Source organism: Acidimicrobiales bacterium (assembly GCA_041394245.1).
Taxonomy (GTDB): domain Bacteria; phylum Actinomycetota; class Acidimicrobiia; order Acidimicrobiales; family Aldehydirespiratoraceae; genus JAJRXC01.
In genome coordinates this window covers 163896-182345 of record JAWKIR010000003.1, presented here as the reverse complement: position 1 = coordinate 182345, position 18450 = coordinate 163896, and the positions used below count along the sequence as shown (strand labels likewise).

Here is an 18450-nt window from a genome sequence, read left to right as displayed (position 1 = left end):
CGCCATGACTGCTGTTGTGTGGCACTTCTGGATCGCGGTTCCGTTGGCGGCGAGCGCGGTGCTCGTCGCGATCATGCTCATCGCCGGCTACGTGGGCACGGTCAGCCGGGCCCGCTACCCGCGGGACTGAGGCGGACCCTTTGGCGGCCGACCCCGTCGACTGGGAGATCGCCCGCAAGGTCGCGCGTCGCGTCGCGGGCAAGGAGCCGTTCACCGGTGCCCGGTACCGCGAGGGTCTCGAGGACGACTTCGACCGCTACACGGCGATGGCCGAGGATCTGGTCGCGGCCGAGACCGGTCTGCGCTCGCTGAGCGGCAACGCCCGGGGTCGGGTCACCGACCGCGAGGGCTGGATCGACGCCAACCTCGCGTCGTTCGCCCGCCTGCTGCGGCCCATCACCATGAAGCTCGGCGAGAAGATGGACGAGGGTGCCGGGCCCAATCTCGGCGGCAAGGTGGCCGGCGCCGAGCTCGGCATGATGCTCGGCTGGATGTCGACGCGGGTGCTCGGTCAATACGACCTGCTCGTGATCGAGGACGAAAAGCCCGACGAGCAGGACATCGTCTACTACGTCGCACCCAACGTCCTCGCCCTCGAGCGTCGCTATGCGTTCCCCCCGCAGGAGTTCCGACTGTGGCTGGCGCTGCACGAGGTCACCCATCGCGCCCAGTTCACCGGTGTGCCATGGATGCGCGAGCACTTCCTGGGCTTGGTCAACTCGACGATGGAGTCGGTCGACCCCGACCCGCAGCGGGTGCTGGGCGCCCTCCAGCGTCTGATGGAGGCCCGCAAGCGGGGCGAGGACCCGATGGACCAGGGCGGCATGATGGCGCTCTTCGCATCCGAGGAACAGCTCGCGGTGATCAACGAGGTCGCCGGTCTCATGAGCCTGCTCGAAGGCCACGGCGACGTCACCATGGACCGCGCCGGCAAGGGCCTGGTGCCGTCCCAGGAGCGCTTCGCCCGGGTGCTGCGCCAGCGGCGTCAGAACTCGAGCGGTTTCACCAAGATCTTCCAGAAGCTCGCCGGCCTCGAAGCGAAGCTCAAGCAATACGCGGAGGGCGAACACTTCATCTCGGTCGTCGAGGACCACGGCGGCGCCGCCCTGCTCGACCGGGCGTGGGCCGAGCCGGCCAATGTGCCGTCGATCGCCGAGATCCGTGAGCCCGAACTCTGGATCGCCCGCGTGGGCGCCGACGCCGCGGCCTGAGCATGATCCCGGTCGATCTGCTCGGCCGCTGTGACTTCCCCGCGTCCGTCGGCCCGTTGCCGCTCGCGGTGAGCGGTGGCGCCGACAGCATCGCGATGGCGTTGCTGGCCCGCGAGGCCGGGCACGAGATCGTCGTCTGGCATGTCGACCATGGGCTGCGCGTCGACGCCGGCGACGACGCCGACTTCGTCGAGAAGTTCGCCGCCGACCTGGGGATGCCGTTCGAGCTGCGCCGGGTGGAGCTCGCTCCGGGTGGCGATCTCGAGGCGCGGGCCCGCGAGGCCCGCTACGAGGCGTTGCCCGTCGACGTGTGCGTCGGGCACACCGCCGACGACCGGGCCGAGACGGTTCTGCTCAATCTCCTCCGCGGCGCCGGGCTCGCCGGTGTCGCGGCGCGAATGGCTCGGGTGCGGCGGCCGATCCTGGCGTTGCGGCGTCACGAGACCGCCGCGGTGTGTGCTGCCGCCGGGATCGAGCCGCGTGACGACGAGATGAACCACGACCTGTCGTTTCGTCGAATCGGTGTGCGGACTCGGCTCCTGCCCGCGATCGCGACCGAGTTCGATCGCGATCCGGTGCCGCTGTTGAACCGTCATGCCGATCTCGTGGCCGACGCGTTGGCGGTGATCGAGGCCGCCGCGGCCGAGCTCGACCCGACCGATGTGGTCGTGCTCCGCCGGGCACCGGCGGCGGTGGCGGCCGAAGCGCTGCGCTCCTGGATCGGCGAGACGGTGGGTCCCGCCGGGATCGACCGTGCGGCGATCGATCGGGCGCTGCTCGTCGTCGACGGCACCCACGTCGCGACCGAGCTTCCCGGCGGCCATCGGCTCGCCCGGACCGAGGGCGTCCTGCGGATCGAAGTGGCCGGCTCGTGAACGGTCTGCTGTCCGTACTGGCCGACTTCGCAGGCGATCACGGGGTGCGGGTGGACGAACCGATCGTGCTCTCGGGCACGTCGAACATCGTCGTGCATCTCGCTCCGGCGCCGGTGGTGGCCCGGGTTCCCCACGTCACTGCGTCGGGGCGTGACCGTCCCGACGTCTCGCTCGCTCGGGAACTCGCAATCGTCGGACATCTGGCCGACCGCGGCATCCCGACCACCCCGCCGTCGCGAGAACTCCCACCGGGTCCGCACCGCATCGACGGCGACCGTTGGGTGAGCTTCGTGGACTACGTCGAACTCGTGCCGGTCGCCGACGACGACGCGGCGCGCGCGGGCGAGTCGCTCGTCGAGGTGATCGATGCCATGGCGGGAATGACGGATCCCGCCGGCCACTTCGATCGCAGTCTCGCGGAGGAGGCCGACGTCTCCCTCGCGTTCCTCGAGCATCGGATCGACGAGGCCGACCGCCGTCTACTCATCGACCTTCGGGGCGAGGCGATGACCGAGGCCCGCGCCGATGCGCAGATCGTCCACGCCGACCCGCATCGAGCCAACATCGGCCGGCGTCGCGACGGCGAGCTGGTCTGGTTCGACTTCGACGACGCGGTCCACGACTCGCCGCTCGTCGACCTGGCCACGCTCCAGCACTCGTGGCCGTCGGCGGGAGCGGCCGCGTGCCGACGATTCGGGATCGATCCCGACGGTCCTGAGCTTGCCCGTTTCGTTCGTCAACGGGTTGCGTGGGGCGACATCTGGATGCAGCACTTCGGACTCGTTCTGGGCGGTGAACACGCCGACCGGGCCGACAGCGTGCTCGCCGGACACCGCCGATAGTGTCGCCGCGATGGCTGTACCGAAGGGCACATTGGGCAAGACCGTGATCGGGGCCGACGAGCTCGCCGCCCGGGTGCGCGATCTCGGGGCGCAGATCACGAAGGACTATGCCGGTCGGCAGCCGCTGCTCATCGGGGTCCTGAAAGGTGCGTTCATCTTCATGAGCGACCTCGGTCGTGCGATCGACGTTCCCGTCGAGTTCGACTTCATGGCGGTCTCGTCCTACGGCGACTCGACCACCACGAGTGGAGTGGTTCGCATCGTCAAGGATCTCGAGACCGACATCCGCGGGCGCGATGTCATCCTCGTCGAGGACATCGTCGACTCGGGTCTGACCCTCCGGTATCTGCGCCAGCTTCTCGACGATCGCGGTCCTGCGAGCCTCGAGGTGTGTGCCCTGCTGGTGCGTGAAGGGGCCCGCTCCGACGACGTCCGCTATGTCGGCTTCCCCATCCCGCCCGACTTCGTCGTCGGCTACGGGCTCGATGTCGCCCAGCACTATCGGGAGCTCGACTCGATCCGGGTGTTCGAACCCGCAGACTGACCAGCACTCGGTAGGTTGCGAAGGGTGAGCCACACGAACGACGACGACTTCGACGCCATCCGACCCCTCATCGACGGGGTCCACGCCAAGGAAGTCGATCAGCCGCGGATCACCGCAGCGGTCAGGGAGATTCTCGAGGCGATCGGCGAGGACCCTGATCGTGATGGCCTGAAGAACACGCCGAGCCGTGTCGCCCGCATGTACGCCGAAGTGTGCGCGGGTCTGCACCAGGATCCGGCCGAGCACCTCAGCACCACCTTCGAGGCCGGCCACGACGAGATGGTCATGGTGCGCGACATCCCCCTCTACTCGCTGTGCGAACACCATCTGATCCCGTTCCTCGGGAAGGCACACGTCGCCTACATCCCCAACGAGAACGGTCGGGTCACCGGGCTCTCCAAGCTCGCTCGCCTGGTCGACGGCTATGCGAAGCGTCCCCAGGTGCAGGAACGGCTCACCCGCCAGGTCGCCGATGCGATCGAGGCGGAGCTCCACCCCCAGGGTGTTCTGGTCGTGATCGAAGCGGAGCACCTCTGCATGTCGATGCGTGGTGTTCGCAAGGCCGGCTCGAGCACCGTCACATCCAGCGTCACCGGCATCTTCCGCGACAACGTCGCGACCCGCGCCGAGGCGATGCGTTTCATCGAGCGACATTGATCGGACGGGTGATCACATGACCCGGGTGATGGGCATCGTCAACATCACACCCGACTCGTTCTCCGACGGAGGTCGGTGGCTCGATCCCGCGGCCGCGGTCGCTCATGCCCGACGGCTGGTCGACGAGGGCGCCGACCTCATCGACATCGGCGGCGAGAGCAGCCGGCCCGGCGCGGTCGCCGTCGACGAGGCGACCGAACTGGCCCGCACGATCCCGGTGATCGAGGAACTGGCGGGGACCATCGGCGAGGTCGAGATCTCCATCGACACCACCAAGCCCGCCGTGGCCCGTGCCGCGGTCGCGGCCGGGGCGACGATCATCAACGACATCAGCGCGAGCCTCGAGGCCGTCGCGGCCGACACCGGTGCCGGTTGGATCGCGATGCACGCCCTCGGTCCGAGCGCAACGATGCAGGACGATCCGGTCTACGACGACGTCGTCGACGACATCCACGCCTTTCTCGACCACGCCGCGGCTCGGGGCCGCGCTGCGGGGGTCAGCCGCCTGTGGGTCGATCCGGGGATCGGATTCGGCAAGACCACCACGCACAACCTCGATCTCGTGGCGAACCTCGACCGATTCCTGGAGATCGCACCGGTGATGGTCGGGGTCAGTCGCAAGCGTTTCATCGGCGAGATCCACGCCGACTCCGACGGTATTGCGGCCGAAACGCCGGCGACCCCGCCCGACGATCGGCGCGAAGGATCCGTTGCCCTGGCCGCGTGGAGCACACACTTGGGCGCCGACATCGTCCGCGTGCACGATGTGCGAGCTACGGTCCACGCCGTGCGAGTAGTGCAGTCATGAGGGGCAAGTGGGCCCAGGGCATCGAGCCGCGGCATTTCCGGTGGGTGATCAAGGATCGCGTCGCGGTCTGCGAGCGACCCGGTGGCTACGGCGACAGTCATCGCAAGGTCCGGCGCCAGGAGGAGATCATCTGGCTCCGCCAGCACGAGTTCGATTTCGTCGTGTCGTTGATCAGTTCGACCCACAACCTGCACAACTACGAAGAGCTGGGTGTGCCGTTCCATCATGTGCCCTTCGCCGGCCCGAAGGACGGCCCGCTCGGTCTCACCCGGGCGATGTCCTCGATCCGAGACCACGTCGACGCGGGCCACAAGATCGTCGTACACCGCGAGGAACTGGGCGAGACCGTGTCGGGTCTGATGGCTGCCTACCTCCTCTGGATGGGGCTCGTCCCCGACGGCCCGCGTGCGATCAACATCACCGAGCAGCTCTTCGAACGAGAGCTCGGGCCCAATGCCCGTGAGCTCGTCACGATGGTGGCCAAGTGCGCGCCGCCGGCCGAAGTCGAGTTCGGTGCGTTCACCGCCGACCCGGCGCCCGACAGCGACGCCGACGGCGCCGACGCGCCCGACGCCGACGACTGAGCGGCATCGATGGGCTCCCCCGACGCCGTCATCCAGCTCCGGGGCATCCGGGCCATGTGCATCTGTGGCGCGCTGCCGGAGGAACAGGACCGCCGTCAGCCCTACGAGTTCGACATCGACATCATCGCCGAGCTTCCGGCGACGACCACCGATGTCCTCGACGACACGATCGACTATGGCGCCGTACTCGATCGCATCGAGGCGGTGACCCGTGACGAGTCGTTCCAGCTCTTCGAGCGGATGGCCCAGCGGGTGGCCGAGGCCGTGTTGACCGACGAACGCATCGAAGAGGTCACCGTCGAGGTGCGCAAGTTGCGCCCGCCGGTTCCCCAGGACGTCGCGTCGAGCGGGATGCGGCTCACCCGTCGCCGATGAGCGACCGTCATCGCGCCTTTCTGGCTCTCGGTTCCAACATCGGGGACCGCGTCGGTCATCTGCGCACGGCGATCGCGGCACTCCCGGATCTCGACGCAGTGTCGGCCGTCTACGAGACGCCGCCCGTCTCGGAGGTCGAACAGGACCGCTACCTCAACATGGTCGTCCGCCTTCACACGATGCTCGACGCCCGTGCGCTGCTCGAGGTGTGCCGCCAACGAGAGGTTGCGGCCGAGCGTGTCCGGGTCGTCCATTGGGGGCCGCGGACGTTGGATGTCGACGTGTTGTGGGTCGACGGTGAGACGGTCGACGATCCCCCGGAGCTGCTCGTGCCCCACCCGCGCATGTTCGAACGGTCCTTCGTGCTCGTGCCGCTCGCCGATGTCGGTGCCGATCTGCTGCCTGCGGGCTACGACGTGGTCGCCGCCGCCGCGGCCGACGAGATCGTTCGGCTCGGCGAGCTCTCCGACCTCTGATCCGGCTCCGGTACCGTGACCGCCGTGCAGCTCCACATCATCGGTCCGGGGCGGGCCGGTCGCTCCCTGGCTCTGGCGTTGCGCGCCGCGGGCTGGCCCGAGCCGGTCTTCTTCGGACGGGGCGACGACCTCTCGACGGTCGGAGTGGCCGCCGACGCGGTGATCATCGCGACCCCCGACGACGCGATCGCAGGCGTCGCCACTGCGCTGGCGCCCACCGACGCGGCGGTGATCCACCTGTCCGGATCCCGCGGGCTGGCCGAACTCGGCGACCACCGCCGGGTGGCTGCCCTGCACCCGCTCGTCTCGCTGCCCGACGCCGAGATCGGCGCCGCTCGGTTGCGTGGTGCCTGGTTCGCGACCGCCGGCGACCCGGTCGTCGAACGCATCGTCGCCGCCCTCGACGGACGGTCGTTCTTCGTCGCCGACGAGGACCGGGCCGGCTATCACGCGGCCGCCGTCATCGCGTCGAACCACCTGGTGGCGCTGCTCGGCCAGGTCGAGCGGGTCGCGGCGATCGCCGGTGTGCCCTTCGACGCGCTCCTGGATCTGGCCGAGGGCTCGCTCGCCAATGTCCGCGACCTCGGACCGGCAGCGGCGCTCACCGGCCCCGCGGCGAGAGGCGACGAGGACACGATCCGTCGACACCTGGCCGCGTTGGGTGACGACGAGGCAGCCGGCTATGCCGCGTTGGCGGCCGAAGCTCGCCGTCTGGCCGGCCGGCCGCAACCGACCGAGGAGTAGGACCCGCATGGAAACCATCCACACGATCACCGAGCTGCGGCGGGTACTCGACGCCGACCGGGCTGCCGGTCTCTCGGTCGGCTTCGTGCCGACGATGGGCTATCTGCACGACGGCCACGTCTCGCTGGTGCAGGCATCGGTGGCCGCCAACGACCGCACGATCGTCTCGATCTTCGTGAACCCGCTCCAGTTCGCGCCCGACGAGGACCTCGCCGACTATCCACGCGATCTCGCGTCGGATTCGGCCCGGTGCGAGGCGGCCGGTGTCGACTACGTGTTCGCCCCGTCGGTGGAGGAGATGTATCCCCGCGCCATCGACACGGTGGTCACCGTGCCGGGTGTCGCTGCACCGCTCGAGGGTGTGCAGCGGCCGACGCACTTCGCCGGCGTGGCCACCGTGGTGGCGAAGTTGTTCTCCATCGTCGGACCGTGCCGGGCGTATTTCGGCGCGAAGGACTGGCAGCAGGTGGCCGTGGTCAGCCGCATGGTCGCCGACCTCAGCATGCCGGTCGAGGTGGTGCCCTGCCCGATCGTGCGCGAGGCCGACGGGCTCGCCATGTCGAGCCGCAACGTCTACCTCACGACCGAGGAGCGGGCCCAGGCGCCGCTGTTGCGCAGCGCGCTCGACGCGGGCCTCGCAGCGATCGCCGAGGGCGAACGAGACCCCGCAGCGGTGGAGTCGGCCATGCGGGCCGTGCTCGCCGACGCCACCCTCGGCACCGTCGGCTACGCCGTCGCCGTGCCCGCGCATTCGTTGGTCGGTTCGGGTCCACTGACCGGCGACGTCCGGCTCCTGCTGGCCGTGAAGTTCAGCAAGGCTCGCCTGATCGACAACGACGGCTGCACCATCGACTGAGCGGTGATCGACCGACCGCCTATCCTCCGGGTATGACTGACTACACGGCCGACTGGTATCCGGACCCCGGTGGCAAGCACGAGCTGCGCTACCACGATGGCACCCAGTGGACCGATCACGTGTCGGACCACGGACGTCAGGGTGTCGACCCCCTCGTCGACTCGGGCACGGTGCCCACGACCGGGATGGCGGCCGACAAGGTGCAGCGTCAGGTGGCCGAGAAGGCCGGCGTCCAGACCGGCGCGACCGGTGGCGGAACGATGTTCACCGAACCCGTCCTGGTGGTGAACCAGAAGGCCAAGCTGCTCGAGATCAACACCGAATACGCGGTCTACGACCAACACGGGACCCAGATCGGGGCGATCCGTCAGGTCGGTCAATCCACGCTCAAGAAGGTCGCCCGCTTCGTCAGCAGCCTCGACCAGTTCATGACCCATTCGCTGCAACTGGTCGACGCCAACGGCGCCGTGCAGCTCACCGTGACCCGCCCTGCGAAGTTCGCGAAATCGAAGGTGCACGTCGCCGATGCCGCCGGAAACCCGGTCGGTTCGATCGTGCAGAAGAACATGATCGGCAAGATCCGGTTCTCGCTGGAGGGCCCCAACGGCGAGATCGGCACGCTCAACGGCGAGAACTGGCGGGCCTGGAACTTCAACCTCCAGGACGCCCACGGCAACGAGGTGGCACGGATCACCAAGACCTGGGAGGGCTTGGCGAAGACGATGTTCACGACGGCGGACAACTATGTCCTGCAGATTCATCGTCCACTCGAAGAGCCGCTGCGCAGCCTCGTGGTCGCGTCGGCGGTCTCGGTCGATCTGGCGTTGAAGCAGGACTCGCGCGGGCTGGGCTGACGGTTGGCCTGGTTGGCGAGCCGCCATCGTCTCCGTCTGGTCGACGCGTCGACCGGCGACCTCTACCTCGATCGGTGGGGGGTCGTGTTGGCCGGTGGCCGGTGCAACGTGATGCTGCACCACATCGGCGGGACCGATGAACGAGAGCCACACGATCACCCGTGGAACTTCGTGACGATCGCGCTGCGCGGCGGATACGACGAGTCGTGGTTCCCTGATCTCGCATCCGTCGCGGGGCCCGGGACCGTGCGTCGGCACCGCCGATTCCGACCTCGTCGCGTGTCGCGAGGCGAGTACCACGCGGTCACGGCGATCGAGGGCGACGTCTGGACGCTCGTGTTCGCCGGCCGCCGACGCCACGACTGGGGATTTGCCCTACGCGGGGACCACGACGGTGACGCGGTCCGTCATGTGCACTTCACCGACCCCGAGCGTGAGCCGGCGCACCTGGTGACGATCGAGTGGGGGAGCGATGGGTAGCCGCAGCGCGACCCTGGCTGGCTCGACCGTGGCTCGCTCGGCCGTGGCTCGCTCGGCCGTGCGCTCCCGGTAGCGTTTCGGCGTGCTTCTCACGATCGACGTCGGCAACACGCAGAATGTGCTCGGCCTCTACGACCTCGACAGCGACGTCGGCGACGGGGCCGGCGTCGGGCTCGTCGACCACTGGCGGCTCTCCACCGACGCGTCGCGGACCTCCGATGAGTACGCCATCGCCATTCGCTCGTTGCTCGACACCGCCGACATCGATTTCGAGAGTGAGCTCACCGGCATCGCGATCTGTTCCGGGGTACCGCGGATCCTGGCCAACCTGCGCGACATGGTCGGGCGCTATCTGACGTTCGATCCGATCGTCATCGAGCCGGGTGTCAAGACGGGAATGCCGATCCTCTACGACAACCCGAAAGAGGTCGGTGCCGACCGGATCGCCAACGCCATCGCGGCCTACGACCTCTACGGCGGCCCGACGGTGGTCGTCGATTTCGGCACGGGCAACAACTTCGACGTCATCTCCTCCGAGGGCGAGTTCCTCGGCGGTGCCATCGCCCCGGGCATCGAGATCAGCCTCGACGCGCTCTTCGGGCGGGCCGCTCAACTCCGGGCCATCGAACTCGTCGAACCCCGCAGCGTGATCGGGAAGTCGACGGTGGAGTCGATCCAGTCGGGTGCCGTCTACGGCTTCGCCGCGATGATCGACGGCATGGTCGAACGGTTCGCCGGTGAGCTGGGCGACATCAATGTCGTCGCCACGGGCGGCTTGGCCCACCTGATCGCCCCGGTGGCCGAGTCGATCGAGCACGTCGAGCCGTTCCTCACCCTCCACGGTCTACGGATCGTCCACCAACGAAACGAACGATGACCGAACCCCTGCCGTACCGCGCCGACGTCACCGCGACGGCCGCCCAGATCCTCCGCGACCATGCCGACCTCGAGGCCGGTGCCGAGACCGACGTCGTCGTGTCCATCGCCGGCCGGATGATGCTGCGGCGGGATCAGGGAAAGCTCGCGTTCGGTGTGTTGCAGGACTCGACGGGTCGGATCCAGCTCTTCGCGATGGCGAAGTCGACGCCCGACTTCGATGGCTTCACCGGCCTGTCGATCGGTGACTGGATCCTCGTGACCGGCGTCGTGATGAACACCAAGCGCGGCGAGCTCTCGGTGCGCGTCGACGAATGGACCGTCCTGGCGCCGGCGCAGCGTCCGTTCCCCGACAAGTGGCACGGCATGACCGACCCCGACCTGCGCTACCGACAGCGCTACGTCGATCTCTGGGTCACCGAAGAGGCGCGTACCGCCTTCCGGCAGCGCTCCGCGATCGTGGCGTCGATCCGCCGCTGGCTCGGCGAACGCGACTTCATCGAGGTCGAGACCCCGATGCTGCACCCCATTCCGGGGGGTGCGCTGGCCAAGCCGTTCGTCACCCACCACAACGCGCTCGATGCCGACCTCTACCTGCGCATCGCGCCGGAGCTCTACCTCAAGCGACTCGTGGTCGGCGGCATGGAGCGGGTCTACGAGATCGGTCGTGTGTTCCGCAACGAGGGCATGTCGCCGCGCCACAATCCCGAGTTCACGATGCTCGAGCTCTACTGGGCCTACGCCGACCACAACGACATGATGACGCTCACCGAGGAGCTCGTCGCGGCCGCCGCGCTCGACGTCATCGGCTCGACCACCATCGACTACGACGGCCGCGCCGTCGACCTGTCGACCCCGTGGCGGCGGGCGACCATGGAGGAGCTGATCCTCGAGCATGCCGGTGTCGAGGTCAGCCTCGACACGCCGATCGACGAGCTCCGGGCGCTCTGCGACCGGTTCGGCGTCGAGGCGAAGGACCACTACGGGCCGGGCAAGCTGATCCTCGAGATCTACGAGAAGACCACCGAGGCGGAACTCTGGGGACCGATCTTCGTGACCGACTATCCCGTCGAGGTGTCGCCGCTGTCTCGCGAGCACCGGGAACGGCCCGGCTACACCGAGCGCTTCGAGGCGATCGTGGCCGGTCGCGAGCTCTGCAACGGGTTCTCCGAGCTCACCGATCCGGTCGAACAGCGCGCTCGGTTCGAGGCGCAGGAGGCCGAGGGTGCCGCAGGCGACGACGAAGCGATGGTCGTCGACGAGGACTATCTGCGGGCGCTCGAATACGGGCTTCCCGGCACCGCCGGCCTCGGTATCGGCATCGACCGTCTGGTCATGCTCCTCACCGGCACCACCACGATCCGCGATGTGGTGCTCTTCCCGACCCTGCGCCCCGAACAGGGCATCGACGAGGCACCGGCGGCCGATCCCACGCAATCCCCCGCGCCCCGTCCCCCAACCCCGCCAAATTAGGGAGGGTTTGCCCGCCCTGAGCGGGTGAACTCGCCTCAATTTCGGGTGGAGGTGGTGACGACCGGGTGGTCAGCGGGGCTTGCGGCTGAAGCGCTTGCGGCCGAGCGGCGCGGCGGCTCGCTCGATCAGGTGATCGGCCGCGGCCCGCAGGGCTCGGGCACCCGGTGTGTCGGGAAGGTCGGTGAGCGTCGCGGCGGCCTTGTCGGCCCAGCTCCGGGCCGCGTCGAGGGCGATGGTGACCCCGTTGCTCTGGCGCACGAGGTCGCGGGCCCGGTCACGCTGCGCGATCGTGATGTCGGGGGTGAGGAGCGGTCGGAGTTCGGCACCGATGGTCGGATCGGCGAGCGCGTGGATGACCGGCAGGGTGTAGATGCCCTCGATGAGGTCGTTGCCTGCCGCCTTCCCGATCTGTTTGTCGGTGGCGACGATGTCGAGGATGTCGTCGACGACCTGGAACGCCATGCCGTAGGCCTTGCCGAACTCGGTCATCGACTCCACGACGCCACGGGGCAGGTCACCGACGATCGCACCGATGCGGCAGGCGGCCGCCAGCAGTGAGGCGGTCTTGCCCGAGATGGAGCGCTCGTAGGTGTCGATCGTGCGGTCGGGCTTGTAGGCCGATTCGAGTTCGAGGATCTGGCCCTCGCACAGCTCGGTGATGGTCGTGGCGAGGATGCCGGCGACCTCGGTGCCGAGCCCGGCGGCGATCTCCGAAGAACGGCCGAGCAGGTAGTCGCCGGCGAGGATCGCCCGCAGGTTGCCCCACTGGGCGTTGACACTCTTGACGCTGCGTCGCGTCGTCGCGTCGTCCATCACGTCGTCGTGGTAGAGCGAGCCGATGTGGACCAGTTCGACGGCGCAGCCCCCGCGGACGACGTCGATGCTCGCGGCCGCGCCGGTCGGGTCGAGCACGGACGACGCGGCGATCGCAAATCCCGGCCGGACCCGCTTTCCGCCGGCGAGAATGAGGTGGCTGGCGATCTCGGTGAGGAAGTCGCCATCGGAAGCCACGACGCGCAGGAGCTCCTCTTCGACCCGGTTCAGGTCGTCTTCCATGTTCGGGAGAATGGCGAGTGGGGACGCAGCCACGCCGTGAGGCTACGTGAAAACAGGCAGTACGGCGCACCCGAGGGGTTCACAGTCGCCCCCCGTCTGCCGATGGGACCGACAGGAGTTGCCCGATTCGACCGTTCGCGGCCGGATCACACCGATACACTCTCCTGAACGACCCAGACCTGGGAGGCAAATACCGATGTTCGAGCGGTTCACCGACAGGGCTCGACGAGTGGTGGTGTTGGCGCAGGAGGAAGCGCGCCTGCTCAACCACAACTACATCGGGACGGAGCACATCCTGCTCGGCCTCATCCACGAGGGCGAGGGCGTCGCCGCGAAGGCGCTCGAGTCGCTCGGCATCAGCCTCGAGGCCGTGCGCAATCAGGTCGAGGAGATCATCGGCCAGGGCGGTTCGTCGCCCAGCGGCCACATCCCGTTCACCCCGCGGGCCAAGAAGGTCCTCGAGCTGAGCCTGCGGGAAGCGCTGCAGCTCGGTCACAACTACATCGGGACCGAGCACATCCTGCTCGGCCTCATCCGCGAGGGCGAGGGTGTTGCCGCCCAGGTGCTCGTGAAGCTCGGCGCCGACCTCAGCCGCGTGCGCCAGCAGGTCATCCAGCTCCTCTCCGGCTACTCCGGTTCCGGCGGCTCCGGTGAGTCCTCCGGGAGCAGTGGCGGCAGCGGCGACAAGGCCGGGGCGACCTCGGGCGGGTCGGGCGGCGACAGCGCGTCCGGTTCCCTCGTGCTCGACCAGTTCGGTCGCAATCTGACCCAGCTCGCCCGTGAGAAGGGCCTCGATCCGGTCATCGGGCGCAGTCGTGAGACCGAGCGGGTCATGCAGATCCTCTCACGTCGTACCAAGAACAACCCCGTGCTCGTGGGCGAGCCCGGTGTGGGCAAGACCGCGATCGTCGAGGGGCTCGCCCAGGCGATCGCCGACGACAACGTGCCCGAGACCCTCCACGGCAAGCAGCTCTACACGCTCGACCTCGGGGCGCTCGTCGCCGGATCGCGCTACCGCGGTGACTTCGAGGAGCGCCTGAAGAAGGTGCTCAAGGAGATCAAGACCCGCGGCGACATCATCCTCTTCATCGACGAGATCCACACGCTGGTGGGTGCCGGCGCCGCCGAAGGCGCGATCGACGCCGCCTCGATCCTCAAGCCGATGCTCGCCCGCGGTGAACTCCAGACCATCGGTGCGACCACGCTCGACGAGTATCGCAAGCATCTCGAAAAGGACGCAGCGCTCGAGCGTCGTTTCCAGAAGGTCGTGGTCGACGAGCCGACGGTTGCCCACACCATCGAGATCCTGAAGGGCCTGCGCGATCGCTACGAGACCCACCATCGGGTCACGATCACCGACCAGGCCCTCGTCGCCGCGGCCAACCTGGCCGACCGCTACATCGCCGACCGTCATCTTCCCGACAAGGCGATCGACCTGATCGACGAGGCCGGCTCCCGTCTGCGCATCAAGCGCATGGAGACCCCGCCCGAATACAAGGAACTCGAAGCCGAGATCTCCGACGTCGTCAAGGCCAAGAAGGACGCCGTCGAGTCGCAGCAGTTCGAAGAAGCCGGTCGCCTGCGCGACAAGGAGAAGGAACTCCTCGCTCGTCGCGAGTCGCTCGAGGGAGAGGCCAAGGCATCGGGTGTCGATCTCTTCGACGAGGTCGACGAAGAGGCCATCGCCGAGGTGCTCTCGCTGTGGACGGGCATCCCCGTCTACAAGCTCACCGAAGCGGAGACCGAGAAGCTCCTTCGCATGGAAGACGAGCTGCACAAGCGGGTCATCGGCCAAGAAGACGCCATCAAGGCCGTCTCCCAGGCGATCCGCCGCACCCGTGCCGGGCTGAAGGATCCGAAGCGCCCGAGCGGCTCGTTCATCTTCCTCGGCCCCTCCGGCGTCGGCAAGACCGAGCTCGCCAAGACCCTCGCCGAGTTCCTCTTCGGTGAGGAGAGTGCCCTCATCAGCCTCGACATGTCGGAATACATGGAGAAGCACACGGTCAGCCGACTCGTCGGCTCACCTCCCGGCTATGTCGGCTACGAAGAGGGCGGCCAGCTCACCGAGAAGGTGCGCCGCAAGCCCTTCTCCGTCGTGCTCTTCGACGAGGTCGAGAAGGCCCATCCCGACGTCTTCAACACGCTGCTGCAGATCCTCGAAGAGGGCCGACTCACCGATTCCCAGGGTCGTTCCGTCGATTTCCGCAACACCGTGCTGATCATGACCTCCAACCTCGGCACCGCCGACCTGCGCAAGGCGCAGATCGGTTTCGGCACCGGCGACGAGGCCGTCAACTACGAGAAGATGAAGGAAAAGGTCAACGACGCCCTCAAGGCGCACTTCCGGCCCGAGTTCCTCAACCGGATCGACGACACGATCGTCTTCCACGAGCTGAGCCAGCCCGAGGTCCGTCAGATCGTCGATCTCATGATCGCCCGCACCGCCGTGCAGCTGGGTGGGCAGGGCATGGGCCTCGAGCTCACCGATGCCGCCAAGGACCACATGGCCGACAAGGGCTACGACCCGACCCTGGGGGCTCGGCCGTTGCGTCGTGCGATCCAGCGCCTCGTCGAGGATCCGCTGTCGGAGAAGCTCCTCTACAAGGAGTTCCGCGCCGGCGAGATCATCATCGTCGACGTCGAGCCCGACCCCGAGAAGAACAACGAACTCGTGGTGGTCTTCCGGGCCATCGAGGGCTTCGAGCCGCCCGAACCCGAGCTGGCCGACGCCGTCGACGGCGGCGAAGCCTTCTGACACCTCGGTATCGCTCGATCATCAACGGATCCGGGGCCCCGCGCGGTCCTGGCAACCGCGTCCGGCTTCTGGCGTCTAGCGTCGTCTCAATGCGTCGGGTTCAACTGCTGCTCCTGGGGATCCTCGTCCTCGTCGCGAGCGCGTGCCGGGTCGACACCACGATCGACATCGCAGTCGACGACGACGGGTCCGGCGTCGTCACGGTGACCGTGGTGGCCGATGCCGCCGCGGTCGAGGCGCTGCCCGATGCCCCCGACGGTCTCCGCTTCGACGACCTCGCATCGGCGGGATGGACCGTGGACGGCCCCGACATCGATGCGGCCGGGGCGATGACCGTTGCGTTGTCGAAGGCGTTCGCCACTGCCGAGGCCCTGCCGGCGGTACTGGCCGAGATCGCCGGCGACGGCGTGCTCTTCGACGACGTGGTCCTCGAGATCACACACTCGTTCGATCGCATCGGGCTCGGGCCGGCCACGACCGACTACGCGTTCTCGGCCACCCTCGACCCCAACCCCGACCTCGCCTCCTTCGCCGACGACCTCCTGCCGCCGACGGTGGGTGTCGCCGCACGAGAATCGCTGATCGCGGAGCAGCGCAACGGTGACGACCTCGTCGTCGTGCGGGTGCGTCTTCCCGATTCGGAAGCGTCCGACACCGGCCAGGTGGAGGGGGAGTCGGTCGTCTGGGAGACCCGGTTCGGCGTGAGCGAATCGCTCGAGCTCGACGCCCGTTCCTCGACCGACGACATCTTGCCCCGGGTCTGGGCGATCGTCGCCCTGCTCGCCTTCCTGTCCTTCCTGGCGATCCTGTTGTCCCGACTCGCCGGGTTCACGCTCGCGAAGATGCGCACGCCGAAGGGTCGGCGTCGTCGTGACGTACGGCGCCGTCAGCAGAACGCGGCGACCAGGGCCGAGGAGGCGAGCCGTCCGCGGCGGCGCATGCTCCGCCTCCTGGTGATCGACGTGCACGGCGTCGTCGTCCGCCCGACGGATCCGCTCGAGGGGCTGCTCTTGCCGCTGATCACGGCCGAGCAGCCCGATGTCGATGCCGGTCGGGTGCGCGAGCTGCACCGTCGGCTCGTGCTCGGTCGGCTCTCGGTCGAGGAGTTCTGGGCCGAGGTCGGCCTCGGCCCCGTGGCCGACGAGATCGAGACACGGTACCTGTCGTCGTTCCGGCTGGTCCCGGGGCTGCACCCGTTCCTCGATCGCATGGGCGCCAGCCAACTCCCGGTGGCCGCAGTCGGCAACCAGCCCCGCGCGTGGGGCGATCGTCTGCGGCGCATGGCCGCCCTCGACGATGCCCTCGCGTCGTGGATGGTCAGTGGCGACGTGGGCTCGATCCTGCCGGAACCGGCGCTGTTCGAGGCGACCCGGCGCACGATGTCGGTCGATCTGTTCGACTGCTTCTATCTCTCGAACGTGCCTGAGCATCTCGATGCTGCCGAGGCGCTCGGCATGGCGACCGGGCTCTTCGTCGCCGGCAACGAGGCCGCTCCCGAGACGACCCACACCGTGGTCCGCGGCTTCGAGGATCTGCTGCGCAGCCGCAACGGCTGACGGTCGACCCGCTCGCGTCGACTGTCACACCCGCCATCTAGGGTGCCCCCATGGCACGGACTCGAACGGTTCACCGCTGCACCACGTGCGGCGCGGCCGCCCCCAAGTGGGCGGGCAGATGCGATGGGTGTGGGGAGTGGAACACGCTCGTCGAGGAGTTGGATGTGCGCGACACCACCACGCCCGTCGTCGGTCGCAGCAGTGTCGCCCTGCCGATCGCCGAGGTCGCCGACGAGTCGTCGCTGTTGCGCTCCACGGGCCTCGCCGAGGTCGATCGGGTGCTCGGTGGTGGGCTCGTCCCCGGCTCGGTCACCCTCGTCGGGGGCGAGCCGGGGATCGGCAAGTCGACGCTGATGCTCCAGCTCGCCGGGTCGGTCGCCGCCGGCGGGCAGCGGGCGCTCTATGTGTCCGGCGAGGAGTCGGCATCGCAGGTGCGCAGCCGCGCCGATCGGCTGGGCGCGCTCCACGACGATCTCTGGCTGGTCGGTGAGACCGTCCTGCCCCACGTGCTCGGTCATCTCGATGAGGTGAAGCCCGAGGTCGTGGTGATCGACTCGGTACAGACCCTCGTGAACCCGGACATGTCGTCGGCACCGGGTTCGGTGTCCCAGGTCAGGGAGTGCGCCCACGAGCTGGTCCAGGAGGCGAAGCGTCGCGGCGTCGCCTTGCTGCTGGTGGGGCATGTCACGAAGGAAGGCACCCTTGCCGGGCCCCGGGTGCTCGAGCACGTGGTCGACACCGTGCTCGAGTTCGATGGCGATCGTCAGCACGGTCTGCGTCTCCTGCGGGCATCCAAGCATCGCTTCGGTCCCACGTCCGAGGTCGGCCTCCTCCAGATGGACGAGCTGGGGCTCGCCCCGGTCGATGACCCGAGCGGCCTCTTCCTCGCCGACCGCGTGACCGGCGTCTCCGGCTCGGCCGTGGTGCCGACGGTCGACGGCAACCGCCCGCTGCTCGTCGAGGTGCAGGCACTCGTCGCTCCGTCGCAGCTCGCCACCCCACGGCGTAGTGCCCAGGGCCTCGATCAGGGTCGCCTCGCCATGCTCCTCGCCGTGCTCGAACGACGTGTGGGGCTCCCGGTGTCGAACGCGGAGGTCTACGCGCTCGCGGTCGGTGGTGCCCGCATCGTCGATCCGGGGGCCGATGCCGGTCTCGCCCTCGCCGTCGCCTCGTCGTTGACCGGTCATCCGCTGGCCGACGACCTGGTCGTGGTCGGCGAGGTCGGCCTCGGCGGTGAGCTCCGCCACGTGAGCCACATCAATCGCCGGCTGAACGAGGCGGCGCGGATGGGGTTCCGTCGGGCCATCGTCCCCCACGCGACCGGCGAGGCGCCCGAAGGACTGGCAGTCCTGCGGGCGCCGACCCTCGCTGCCGCGGTGCAGCTTGCCGACGTCGGTCCTTCGTAGCTGCGTCCGCGGCCTGCGTGCG

General features: G+C 68.5%; 20 protein-coding genes. 19 read left to right on the top strand and 1 reads right to left on the bottom strand.

Annotation, left to right across the window (positions count from 1 at the left end; genetic code table 11):
- Nucleotides 1–4 precede the first annotated feature (4 nt).
- The 16 genes from R2707_15435 (at nt 5) to lysS (ending at nt 11655) form a co-directional block, all read left to right on the top strand.
- Nucleotides 5–130 carry a hypothetical protein gene (locus R2707_15435; GenBank protein ID MEZ5246493.1) on the top strand — a complete coding sequence of 42 codons (126 nt, stop codon included), beginning with the start codon at nt 5–7 and terminating at the stop codon, nt 128–130.
- 10 nt (nt 131–140) lie between these two features.
- Nucleotides 141–1211 carry a zinc-dependent metalloprotease gene (locus tag R2707_15430; protein MEZ5246492.1) on the top strand — a complete coding sequence of 357 codons (1071 nt, stop codon included), beginning with the start codon at nt 141–143 and terminating at the stop codon, nt 1209–1211.
- 2 nt (nt 1212–1213) lie between these two features.
- Entirely contained in the window at nt 1214–2086 is an 873-nt protein-coding gene (gene tilS / locus R2707_15425) for a tRNA lysidine(34) synthetase TilS (GenBank protein MEZ5246491.1), read from the top strand.
- On the top strand, nt 2083–2928 hold the full coding sequence (locus tag R2707_15420; GenBank protein MEZ5246490.1) for a phosphotransferase: 846 nt from the start codon (nt 2083–2085) through the stop codon (nt 2926–2928). The genes tilS and R2707_15420 overlap by 4 nt, the downstream gene beginning before the upstream one ends.
- A 10-nt stretch (nt 2929–2938) precedes the next feature.
- Nucleotides 2939–3472 carry a hypoxanthine phosphoribosyltransferase gene (gene hpt, locus R2707_15415; GenBank protein MEZ5246489.1) on the top strand — a complete coding sequence of 178 codons (534 nt, stop codon included), beginning with the start codon at nt 2939–2941 and terminating at the stop codon, nt 3470–3472.
- A gap of 24 nt (nt 3473–3496) precedes the next feature.
- Nucleotides 3497–4129 (top strand): GTP cyclohydrolase I FolE, encoded by a 633-nt coding sequence (gene folE, locus R2707_15410; GenBank protein ID MEZ5246488.1) that lies wholly within the window; start codon nt 3497–3499, stop codon nt 4127–4129.
- A 16-nt stretch (nt 4130–4145) separates the two neighbouring features.
- Nucleotides 4146–4937, top strand: a complete 792-nt coding sequence (gene folP / locus R2707_15405) for a dihydropteroate synthase (GenBank protein MEZ5246487.1) — start codon at nt 4146–4148, stop codon at nt 4935–4937.
- Entirely contained in the window at nt 4934–5521 is a 588-nt protein-coding gene (locus tag R2707_15400) for a hypothetical protein (protein ID MEZ5246486.1), read from the top strand. The genes folP and R2707_15400 overlap by 4 nt, the downstream gene beginning before the upstream one ends.
- A gap of 9 nt (nt 5522–5530) precedes the next feature.
- A complete protein-coding gene (locus R2707_15395) occupies nt 5531–5896 on the top strand; it encodes a dihydroneopterin aldolase (protein ID MEZ5246485.1) in 366 nt (121 codons plus the stop codon).
- Complete coding sequence (gene folK, locus R2707_15390; GenBank protein ID MEZ5246484.1) at nt 5893–6372, top strand: 2-amino-4-hydroxy-6-hydroxymethyldihydropteridine diphosphokinase; 480 nt, start codon at nt 5893–5895, stop codon at nt 6370–6372. The genes R2707_15395 and folK overlap by 4 nt, the downstream gene beginning before the upstream one ends.
- Before the next feature lie 24 nt (nt 6373–6396).
- The gene (locus R2707_15385) at nt 6397–7116 is read left to right on the top strand and encodes a DUF2520 domain-containing protein (GenBank protein ID MEZ5246483.1); all 720 of its coding nucleotides are present in this window, start codon (nt 6397–6399) and stop codon (nt 7114–7116) included.
- Nucleotides 7117–7123: 7 nt separating this feature from the next.
- On the top strand, nt 7124–7972 hold the full coding sequence (panC, locus tag R2707_15380; protein ID MEZ5246482.1) for a pantoate--beta-alanine ligase: 849 nt from the start codon (nt 7124–7126) through the stop codon (nt 7970–7972).
- Between the two features lie 32 nt (nt 7973–8004).
- Nucleotides 8005–8826: a phospholipid scramblase-related protein gene (locus R2707_15375; protein MEZ5246481.1), complete on the top strand. Its 822-nt coding sequence runs from the start codon at nt 8005–8007 to the stop codon at nt 8824–8826.
- A gap of 12 nt (nt 8827–8838) precedes the next feature.
- Nucleotides 8839–9306 carry a hypothetical protein gene (locus R2707_15370; GenBank protein MEZ5246480.1) on the top strand — a complete coding sequence of 156 codons (468 nt, stop codon included), beginning with the start codon at nt 8839–8841 and terminating at the stop codon, nt 9304–9306.
- 82 nt (nt 9307–9388) lie between these two features.
- Nucleotides 9389–10183 carry a type III pantothenate kinase gene (locus R2707_15365; GenBank protein MEZ5246479.1) on the top strand — a complete coding sequence of 265 codons (795 nt, stop codon included), beginning with the start codon at nt 9389–9391 and terminating at the stop codon, nt 10181–10183.
- Entirely contained in the window at nt 10180–11655 is a 1476-nt protein-coding gene (gene lysS / locus R2707_15360; protein ID MEZ5246478.1) for a lysine--tRNA ligase, read from the top strand. The genes R2707_15365 and lysS overlap by 4 nt, the downstream gene beginning before the upstream one ends.
- A 69-nt stretch (nt 11656–11724) precedes the next feature.
- Here the strand turns inward: lysS and R2707_15355 are convergent, their stop codons facing one another.
- Nucleotides 11725–12744 (bottom strand): polyprenyl synthetase family protein, encoded by a 1020-nt coding sequence (locus R2707_15355; GenBank protein ID MEZ5246477.1) that lies wholly within the window; start codon nt 12742–12744, stop codon nt 11725–11727.
- Between the two features lie 163 nt (nt 12745–12907).
- Between R2707_15355 and R2707_15350 the strand changes: the two genes are divergently transcribed.
- The 3 genes from R2707_15350 to radA all read left to right on the top strand — a co-directional run bounded on the left by R2707_15350 (nt 12908) and on the right by radA (nt 18428).
- Nucleotides 12908–15466 (top strand): ATP-dependent Clp protease ATP-binding subunit, encoded by a 2559-nt coding sequence (locus R2707_15350; protein ID MEZ5246476.1) that lies wholly within the window; start codon nt 12908–12910, stop codon nt 15464–15466.
- A gap of 89 nt (nt 15467–15555) precedes the next feature.
- Nucleotides 15556–17022 carry a hypothetical protein gene (locus tag R2707_15345; GenBank protein ID MEZ5246475.1) on the top strand — a complete coding sequence of 489 codons (1467 nt, stop codon included), beginning with the start codon at nt 15556–15558 and terminating at the stop codon, nt 17020–17022.
- A gap of 50 nt (nt 17023–17072) precedes the next feature.
- Entirely contained in the window at nt 17073–18428 is a 1356-nt protein-coding gene (gene radA, locus R2707_15340; protein ID MEZ5246474.1) for a DNA repair protein RadA, read from the top strand.
- Nucleotides 18429–18450 lie beyond the last annotated feature (22 nt).

What these genes read in the sequence shown, in the direction of transcription:
- R2707_15435 (MEZ5246493.1), top strand. Translation starts at nt 5, where the DNA reads ATGACTGCTGTTGTGTGGCACTTCTGGATCGCGGTTCCGTTGGCGGCG.
- tilS (MEZ5246491.1), top strand. Translation starts at nt 1,214, where the DNA reads ATGATCCCGGTCGATCTGCTCGGCCGCTGTGACTTCCCCGCGTCCGTC.
- hpt (MEZ5246489.1), top strand. Translation starts at nt 2,939, where the DNA reads ATGGCTGTACCGAAGGGCACATTGGGCAAGACCGTGATCGGGGCCGAC.
- folP (MEZ5246487.1), top strand. Translation starts at nt 4,146, where the DNA reads ATGACCCGGGTGATGGGCATCGTCAACATCACACCCGACTCGTTCTCC.
- R2707_15400 (MEZ5246486.1), top strand. Translation starts at nt 4,934, where the DNA reads ATGAGGGGCAAGTGGGCCCAGGGCATCGAGCCGCGGCATTTCCGGTGG.
- R2707_15395 (MEZ5246485.1), top strand. Translation starts at nt 5,531, where the DNA reads ATGGGCTCCCCCGACGCCGTCATCCAGCTCCGGGGCATCCGGGCCATG.
- folK (MEZ5246484.1), top strand. Translation starts at nt 5,893, where the DNA reads ATGAGCGACCGTCATCGCGCCTTTCTGGCTCTCGGTTCCAACATCGGG.
- panC (MEZ5246482.1), top strand. Translation starts at nt 7,124, where the DNA reads ATGGAAACCATCCACACGATCACCGAGCTGCGGCGGGTACTCGACGCC.
- R2707_15375 (MEZ5246481.1), top strand. Translation starts at nt 8,005, where the DNA reads ATGACTGACTACACGGCCGACTGGTATCCGGACCCCGGTGGCAAGCAC.
- lysS (MEZ5246478.1), top strand. Translation starts at nt 10,180, where the DNA reads ATGACCGAACCCCTGCCGTACCGCGCCGACGTCACCGCGACGGCCGCC.
- R2707_15350 (MEZ5246476.1), top strand. Translation starts at nt 12,908, where the DNA reads ATGTTCGAGCGGTTCACCGACAGGGCTCGACGAGTGGTGGTGTTGGCG.
- R2707_15345 (MEZ5246475.1), top strand. Translation starts at nt 15,556, where the DNA reads ATGCGTCGGGTTCAACTGCTGCTCCTGGGGATCCTCGTCCTCGTCGCG.
- radA (MEZ5246474.1), top strand. Translation starts at nt 17,073, where the DNA reads ATGGCACGGACTCGAACGGTTCACCGCTGCACCACGTGCGGCGCGGCC.